We start from the raw sequence: 7,130 nt of genomic DNA, 5'->3' as shown, positions 1-7,130 counted from the left end.
TCCAAACAAGGGCTAAAACTATTTTTTTATTCTTTTGTTTGTTATTTGTTTTTTCGGTCATTGGAATTTATTTGTTATTTGTATTTTGTTATTTGGGATTTCCCCTTTTGGTCATTGTTATTTGTTTGATATTTGTTATTTGGAATTTAATTTGCTCCATTTGAGATAAGTGCACCCCTATGGGTGAAATCTAAGCCTGGTCCTCTGGGCCTCCGGCTCCGCTTCCAGCCCGTAGGGCTTACAGGCCGGAGGGTAGAGCCTACGCCTCGGAGAGCCAAGCCTGTCCCGCATTGCGGGGGATTCTTTATTATCCAGTATCGAGCATCCAGCATCCAGAATCACGGCACCTCGTCAGTTTATCCCCGGCTATTACGGGATAGGGGCCGGGGAAGCTTAGCTTCGCCAGCGGGCAGGAGTCTGTTGCTCTTCTTTTTTGTGGTTATTCCCTTGGAAATCACTAGTTTTTTGCCGACTTTCATTCCGTTTTCCAAGATGTTGTCATCCTGACTCGAAACCTTCCGCGCGAAGCTGGTGGTATGCGGATATTTATAGTCGATATGTTGTTTCAGCAGAGGGTCTTCTATCTTCATCAGTGCAGCGTCGCTTTTGATATTTTTGATCTTTTGCGATTCGAGCTTGGAGCGAAAACCTTCGATAATACCGACGGCAAAATCGGTTTTGCGGTAGCGGTTCAGGCCTTTGTCTTGATTGTAGTCGCGCCATTGGGAATTGATAAAGTGCCGGACAAAATCATGAATATAGCTGGCTATTTTAATATTATGCCTGGTTCCGGTGATTTCCAGCACGCGTCCCATTTTGCCTTTTTCCAGGACATATGTAGGCACCCAGATCCCTTTGACAAAATAAAAGTCGAGTATTAAAGCTGCAAGATGATAGTCTTCGCGAGGGTGGCGCAACGCAGGCCGGCCCACGAATACGCTGATAAATTTGCGTTTTTCATCATGTGATAAAAGCTCAATATTGTATTTGGAGATGAGTTCATGGGCTTTGGCCATAGCCGCTTCGGCTTCATGGTGATTCCGGCTTTCAGCAAGAGCCATCAGTTTTTTAATCCGAAGCATGATTTTATCTTCGGCAGTCGGGGAGTCGTGCTCGATTTGCTTCCACAGCGGTCTGTAATTTCCCGAAGCTTTTGGGTTTGCCCGCAGGAGGCGACAGGCCTCGCGGAATTTTGTGCCGTGCGGCGGTTCGTTATGGGCACCTAAAACTTGATCAGCGAACTGATGCGCCATTTCATGTAAAAGTACCTCGCGAACTGAATCCCAGGGATTATTGAGCACAAATTGCCGATTCAGGCAAATTTCGCGTTTTGGGAAAGACCAATATCCCAGCTTGTTTTGCATCTTTTTGAGGCTGAACAGGGGCTTTGTCAGCATCTTCCTGTGGGCTGAAGGTAAAACCCAATGGGCGGTTTCCCATTCGCAAGAAAGTCCATGGAGGATACGACGCTCTAATTTTGCCTGGATAAGCGTTTTTTTTCGTTTCATGAGAGACACGCTTGAGAAATATATGTAGGCGTTCAGAGGTTCAGCGTTCCCCGTTCCGGGTTCAAGGTTATGGTTTTTTTATTTTTCCATTCACTAGGTTTAAAACCTTCGCCTTTCAGGCGAACAGCTTTAACATCATGATGATTTGCGGTTTAAGGTTGAAAGGTTCAACGTTGAACGAAGAACCCAGAACGGTGAAACTAATTCGTCCAAGCACCTTTCGACTGATTTTCAGTCGGAACAGAAATCTATCTGCTTTAGCAGGTAGTGGTTTAATAGATTTGGTCGTAGGCTCCTAAATACTTTATCCTGGGCCTTTGAACCTCTGAACTCTGAACCCTGAACCTTTGAACCTCTGAACCTGTGAACGGTTACAAATATATTGATAAAGAAAGATAGTCAAGTAGAGACCTCGTAAATTTAGACAGATTTTGGTATAATATTTTGGACAAAAGGTTCCGTTATTAACACAAGAGTTGGGTTAAAGGGTTCCCGGTTCAAAGGTTCAGATGTTGATCCCCTCATTTAATTACCCCTATGGAATCAATTGTATAGGGAAAAAGCGCGAAGCGATTAACCCGACTCGGCTGAGCTCGTCGCAGGCTGAACGCTGAACCCTGAACCTCCTAACCCAGACCGACCGGATGTCCAATTTTTTTGCAATCCCGCAGTATATAAAGGTCTACGGTCATTTTTATCTGATGAATGACGAGGTCTGAAGGTATGAAACTTGCATCAATTGCATTAAGGTATAAAAAGCGCTTCGGATTTGGTAGTTATTGATATATTAACGCAACCGACCCGAATTTGTTATGAGAAATGCGGACTGAAGAATTTTGGAAACTGTTATAAAAATACCTGATTCCAATCCTAACAAATGGCTTGTCTTTACACTGGTGGGCACCGGTGTCTTCATGTCGACCCTTGACGCCAGTATCGTCAACATTGCTCTGCCGGCCATAATGCAGGATTTTCAGGTGCCACTGGCAACAGTAAGCTGGGTACTTATGGCCTATCTTCTGACAGTGTCGTCGCTCTTGCTGGCTTTCGGGCGTCTGAGCGACATTAAGGGCAGGCGCTGGGTATATTGCCGCGGGTTTTTCATCTTTTCTGTGGGATCTCTTTTTTGCGGGGTGGCCCGCAGTGCGGCCTGGCTTATCGCCGCCCGCTCTTTTCAGGGGATAGGGGCGGCCATGCTGATGGCATGTTCACCGGCACTGGTGGTCGACATCTTTCCATCTTCCGAGAGAGGTAAGACCCTTGGTATGGTCGGTACCGTGGTAGCAGCCGGATTGACGATTGGACCGGCCCTCGGAGGGTTGATACTGAATCTGTTTTCATGGCGTGTGATCTTTTATATCAATATTCCGATCGGTATAGCGGCGGCGGTCTGGGCTGCCTGGATTTTAAAGGGCAGCCAGGGAGACATTGCCCGCTCAGAGTCTTTTGATATGACCGGGGCGCTTTTATTGGTAATATGTTTCTGTTCATCGCTTATTGCTTTGACCCGGATACACGACTGGGGTTACACATCGTTGCGAATTTGGCTTTTGATGGGTATTTCGATTGCCGGCGCTATATGGTTTATAAGAGTCGAAGCACGGGCAATCCATCCCATATTCGATCTATCTTTATTGAAAATTCGCCTTTTTGTTCTGCCGAGTCTTTCGGCCATGATCCTTTTTATGGGCCTTTTTAGTATGCTTTTTCTGATGCCGTTTTACCTGGTGAATCCATCCGGATTTTCCATAGACAAGGCCGGGTATTTGATGGTGACACCCTTTGTTTTTCTTTTCTTTATCAGTCCGTTCTCAGGGGCATTATCTGATCGTATAGGATCACGCATGCTCTGTACACTGGGAATGGCGGTAATGGCGGTGGGGCTGTTTTCTTTGTCCCTGCTGCCCCCTGTAGCTTCTTCTCTGACCGCAATCTGGCGTCTTGCACTTGTGGGTATCGGGACCGCTATTTTTATTTCGCCTAACAGTTCCGTGGTCCTGGGTGCTGTTTATCAGAACCGCAGGGGTATCGCTGCCGGTACTGTTGCCACGGCGCGTAATATGGGGATGGTCATTGGTGTAGCTCTGGCCGAGATTATTTTCAACAATATCTTTGCTGCCCGGAGCGGAGGACTCACACTAAAGTTCTATCGGCCGGCAATGGAACCCTTTTTCATGGCAGCCTTTCAATCTGCTATGCTGGCCGGTTGTTTTGTTGCGGGACTTGGGATAGCGGTTGCGTTTTTACGGGGTCCAGAAAGCAATCAGACTACTCCGGATTTCTCATAAACCGTTTGAAGTGTAGCCTTAGGGTTCGCGAAGAAATAAATCTCTTCATATGATACTGATACAGAATAGTGGTTGGTATTTTGACGAGTAACTAATAACGAATAACAAATAACTTTCAATTGAGCGTTATAGCTCAATTGAAATTATATTGAATCTTGACATGTTATAATCTATAATTAAATTTGAATTCCCCGCTGCTTGTTGGAGCGTAGCGGAAATCCCGTCCCACGGGGTCGTAACGCAGTGGAGATCCCGCTTGTTCGGGGCAGCGCGGGATGAATTCAAATAAAAGAAAGGATAGAAACCTCTTTAAGGCGAAAGTGCGGTGCCTTTCGCCAAACTGATCCCGTCCCGCTTTCAGCGGGGCGGGAGTTTCATAAAATCGTAACACGATTTTATTTTATTTAAAAAATTTAACTGACTGAAATGATAGCATTAAAACTGAATCATATTGTAAGTCATTAAAATCAAACCAACTTGGGGAATTGCCATGCCGGTTTACGAATACGAACATATAGAAGAGTCCTGCCACAGAGGTAAAATTTTTGACGTTACCCAGTCGATTCACGACAAAGCGTTGAGCAAATGCCCCGATTGCGCCGGTGCGCTGCGCAAACTCATATCGCGCACCAGTATCAGCACCCCTAAAAGCAACAGAGAACTGCGCGATCTCGGCTTCACCAAGCTGGTTAAGCGGGACGACGGCGTGTACGAAAACGTCACCGCTCGCGACGGCGAAAGCCGTGTAATGGAACGCGGCAAACCCGAAACCATACCGAATTTATCAAAGACCATCCGCGACTAACTTGTTTCCATCCATAAAGTAAAGGGTTATGGTTTGCCCCATAACCCTTTGAATTTACTGTTGGTCGGGATGACTGGATTTGAACCAGCGACTTCTTGCTCCCGAAGCAAGCGCGCTACCAGGCTGCGCTACATCCCGACATAACCGCATTTTTAAGTTGCTTGTTGATAAATGTCAACCAGTTTTCGTTTAACCCCTTAACTGTAAATTTAGTGCCTTTATAGCAAAAAAATCAAAGACAATCACGCGCGAAGCACCCGACGAGGGAAACACGCGAAAGAGGTAAAGTACGAAATGCTAATTATTTTTCGTGTTTTCGTACTTTCGTGCTTTCGTGATAAAATCTTTTTGGCTTCGCTATATAAAAGGGATTTGCAGGACGATTGTCTCCTCTCTTCCCGGACCCACGGAAATAATCTGTATCGGGGTTTCGGTTAGCTTTTCTATCCGGGCAAGATAGGTTTTGGCATTTTTAGGAAGGTCCTCAAATCTGCGGATTTGTGTAATATCTTCCGTCCACCCAGGCAACGTTTCGTAAACCGGTTTACAGGCATCAAGAACCTTGAGGTTGGCCGGGAAATCTCGAATAATCTGGCCTTCATATTCATAGCCGGTGCAGATCTCGAGGGATGGCAAGCCGTCTAAAACATCCAGCTTGGTTATCACGAGTTCTGTCAGGCTATTCAGGCGTATTGAATTGCGCAGCAGAACAATATCGAGCCAGCCGCAGCGGCGCCGACGTCCGGTTGTGGCGCCAAATTCAGCCCCTTTTTTCTGAATCCTGTCACCGATTTCATCAAAAAGCTCGGTAGGGAAGGGACCGCGGCCCACCCGGGTAGTATAGGCTTTAACAATGCCGATGATGTCAGTGATCTCTTTGGGGCCGATGCCGGCACCGCAGCAGGCATTACCGGCGACTGTGTTCGATGAAGTAACGAAAGGGTAGGTGCCGTGGTCAATATCAAGATGGGTGCCTTGGGCGCCCTCGAACAGAACCTGTTTTCCCTGTTTGATGGCGCTGTGAATCAAGACCGAAATGTTGGTGACATGGGGCGCAAGCCGTTTGGCATAACCTTGATACTGGTCGATCATACCTTGCGGATCTAAAGCCTCACCTGCAAAAAAGTGTTCCAGATAAAAATTTTTCTCTTTTAAAACGGAAGTTACCAATTCAGTGAAAACTTCAGGCTCAATAAGTTCAGCGAATCGGATTCCTCTCCGGGACGCCTTATCCTCATAGCACGGCCCGATCCCGCGACCCGTTGTACCGATCTTTTTATCGCCTTTCATTTTTTCACGGGCGTGATCAATCTGTTGATGGTAGGGCATAATGATATGGGCTTTTTCGCTGATCTTAAGCCTGTCAGGGCCGACATCAACGCCGCGGTTGCTTAAATTGTCTAATTCTGCCACCAAAACTGCGGGATCTACCACCACCCCGTTGCCGATTATACAGGTTTTGTTCTGCAAAATACCGGAGGGAACCAGATGGCTGATAAACTGTTCGCCGGCGACAACCATGGTATGGCCGGCGTTGTTTCCTCCTTGAAATCTCACAACCAGATCGGCAAATTCTGCCAGAAGATCTACAATTTTACCTTTGCCTTCGTCTCCCCACTGGGTCCCGACTATTACAACATTTGCCATTTGTCATTCCTTTAATTTTTACCGCCCGCTTCGCTTGAGTCGCAAAGGACGCAGAGATAAATATATTTTCCATCGCCGTTGATCCCGCTCTTAAGCGGGACAGGTATCCCGGCGATGGAAAAACATTTCAGCATAGGGCGGATTTAAGGAGAACGAGAAAGATATATTCCATAAATTCTTTATAAAAAACAATAACTTTGCGTTCTCTGTGTCTCTGCGGTGAGAGATTATCGTGATTCCGTTTGCCTAATCGGATTTCGTCGAGTGCGAAAAAAATCCTGAAGCAGCGATCGGCACTCATCCTGACATACACCGTGCAAGATTTCCGGCTGATGATTCAAACGCTTGTCGGTTGCAAAATTGTATAACGAACCGGCAGCTCCCCATTTAGGATCGTAAGTACCAAAAACCACCTTTGCCACGCGGGCGTGGACGATAGCTCCCATGCACATGATACAGGGCTCGACTGTAACATACAGGGTTGTGCTTAACAACCGGTAATTGGAAGCCTTTTGAGCCGCCTGACGCAATACCATAATTTCCGCATGTGCGGTAGGATCAGCAAGGCTGATGGTTTGATTGTGTGAATGGGAAAGAATATCTCCTGATTTTGCAACAAGTACAGCTCCTACCGGAACTTCGTCCTTTTGTCCAGCTTTTTTGGCCTCATCGAGTGCCAGCTTCATGCATTCTACATGTTTTGTGTCCATCGAATCAGAATTATTTGAATTGTGTGTTTTAATCAATATTGACATAATAATTGATATAGCTTAAGAGTCAAACGAATATCAATTATATTAACATGCGCCCGTAGCTCAGCCCGGATAGAGCGCCGGACTACGAATCCGTAGGCCGCAGGTTCGAATCCTGCCGGGCGCACCA

General features: G+C 46.5%; 5 protein-coding genes and 2 tRNA genes. 3 read left to right on the top strand and 4 right to left on the bottom strand.

Features of this window, described 5'->3' with window-relative positions; all coding sequences use genetic code 11:
* Positions 1-356 precede the first annotated feature (356 nt).
* Positions 357-1,508 carry a SprT-like domain-containing protein gene (locus V3S16_RS01320; protein ID WP_413882871.1) on the bottom strand — a complete coding sequence of 384 codons (1,152 nt, stop codon included), beginning with the start codon at positions 1,506-1,508 and terminating at the stop codon, positions 357-359.
* 836 nt (positions 1,509-2,344) lie between these two features.
* Here V3S16_RS01320 and V3S16_RS01315 point away from each other — a divergent pair.
* A complete protein-coding gene (locus V3S16_RS01315; protein WP_413882870.1) occupies positions 2,345-3,796 on the top strand; it encodes an MFS transporter in 1,452 nt (483 codons plus the stop codon).
* 490 nt (positions 3,797-4,286) lie between these two features.
* Entirely contained in the window at positions 4,287-4,601 is a 315-nt protein-coding gene (locus V3S16_RS01310) for an FmdB family zinc ribbon protein (protein WP_413882869.1), read from the top strand.
* Positions 4,602-4,662: 61 nt separating this feature from the next.
* On the opposite strand, the gene V3S16_RS01305 is transcribed toward V3S16_RS01310, so the two are convergent.
* The 3 genes from V3S16_RS01305 to tadA all read right to left on the bottom strand — a co-directional run bounded on the left by V3S16_RS01305 (position 4,663) and on the right by tadA (position 6,958).
* Positions 4,663-4,739: transfer RNA gene (locus V3S16_RS01305), tRNA-Pro, on the bottom strand.
* Positions 4,740-4,958: 219 nt separating this feature from the next.
* The gene (locus V3S16_RS01300; RefSeq protein WP_413882868.1) at positions 4,959-6,248 is read right to left on the bottom strand and encodes an adenylosuccinate synthase; all 1,290 of its coding nucleotides are present in this window, start codon (positions 6,246-6,248) and stop codon (positions 4,959-4,961) included.
* 227 nt (positions 6,249-6,475) lie between these two features.
* Complete coding sequence (gene tadA, locus V3S16_RS01295) at positions 6,476-6,958, bottom strand: tRNA adenosine(34) deaminase TadA (RefSeq protein WP_413882867.1); 483 nt, start codon at positions 6,956-6,958, stop codon at positions 6,476-6,478.
* 94 nt (positions 6,959-7,052) lie between these two features.
* Between tadA and V3S16_RS01290 the strand changes: the two genes are divergently transcribed.
* A tRNA-Arg gene (locus V3S16_RS01290) sits at positions 7,053-7,130 on the top strand.

The organism is Candidatus Desulfatibia sp., from assembly GCF_036446775.1.
GTDB lineage: Bacteria > Desulfobacterota > Desulfobacteria > Desulfobacterales > UBA11574 > Desulfatibia_A.
This window is presented reverse-complemented; position numbering and strand designations above follow the sequence as displayed.

Coding starts and splice junctions, on each gene's coding strand:
- V3S16_RS01320 (WP_413882871.1), bottom strand. CDS start 1,508: ATGAAACGAAAAAAAACGCTTATCCAGGCAAAATTAGAGCGTCGTATC.
- tadA (WP_413882867.1), bottom strand. CDS start 6,958: ATGGACACAAAACATGTAGAATGCATGAAGCTGGCACTCGATGAGGCC.
- V3S16_RS01300 (WP_413882868.1), bottom strand. CDS start 6,248: ATGGCAAATGTTGTAATAGTCGGGACCCAGTGGGGAGACGAAGGCAAA.
- V3S16_RS01310 (WP_413882869.1), top strand. CDS start 4,287: ATGCCGGTTTACGAATACGAACATATAGAAGAGTCCTGCCACAGAGGT.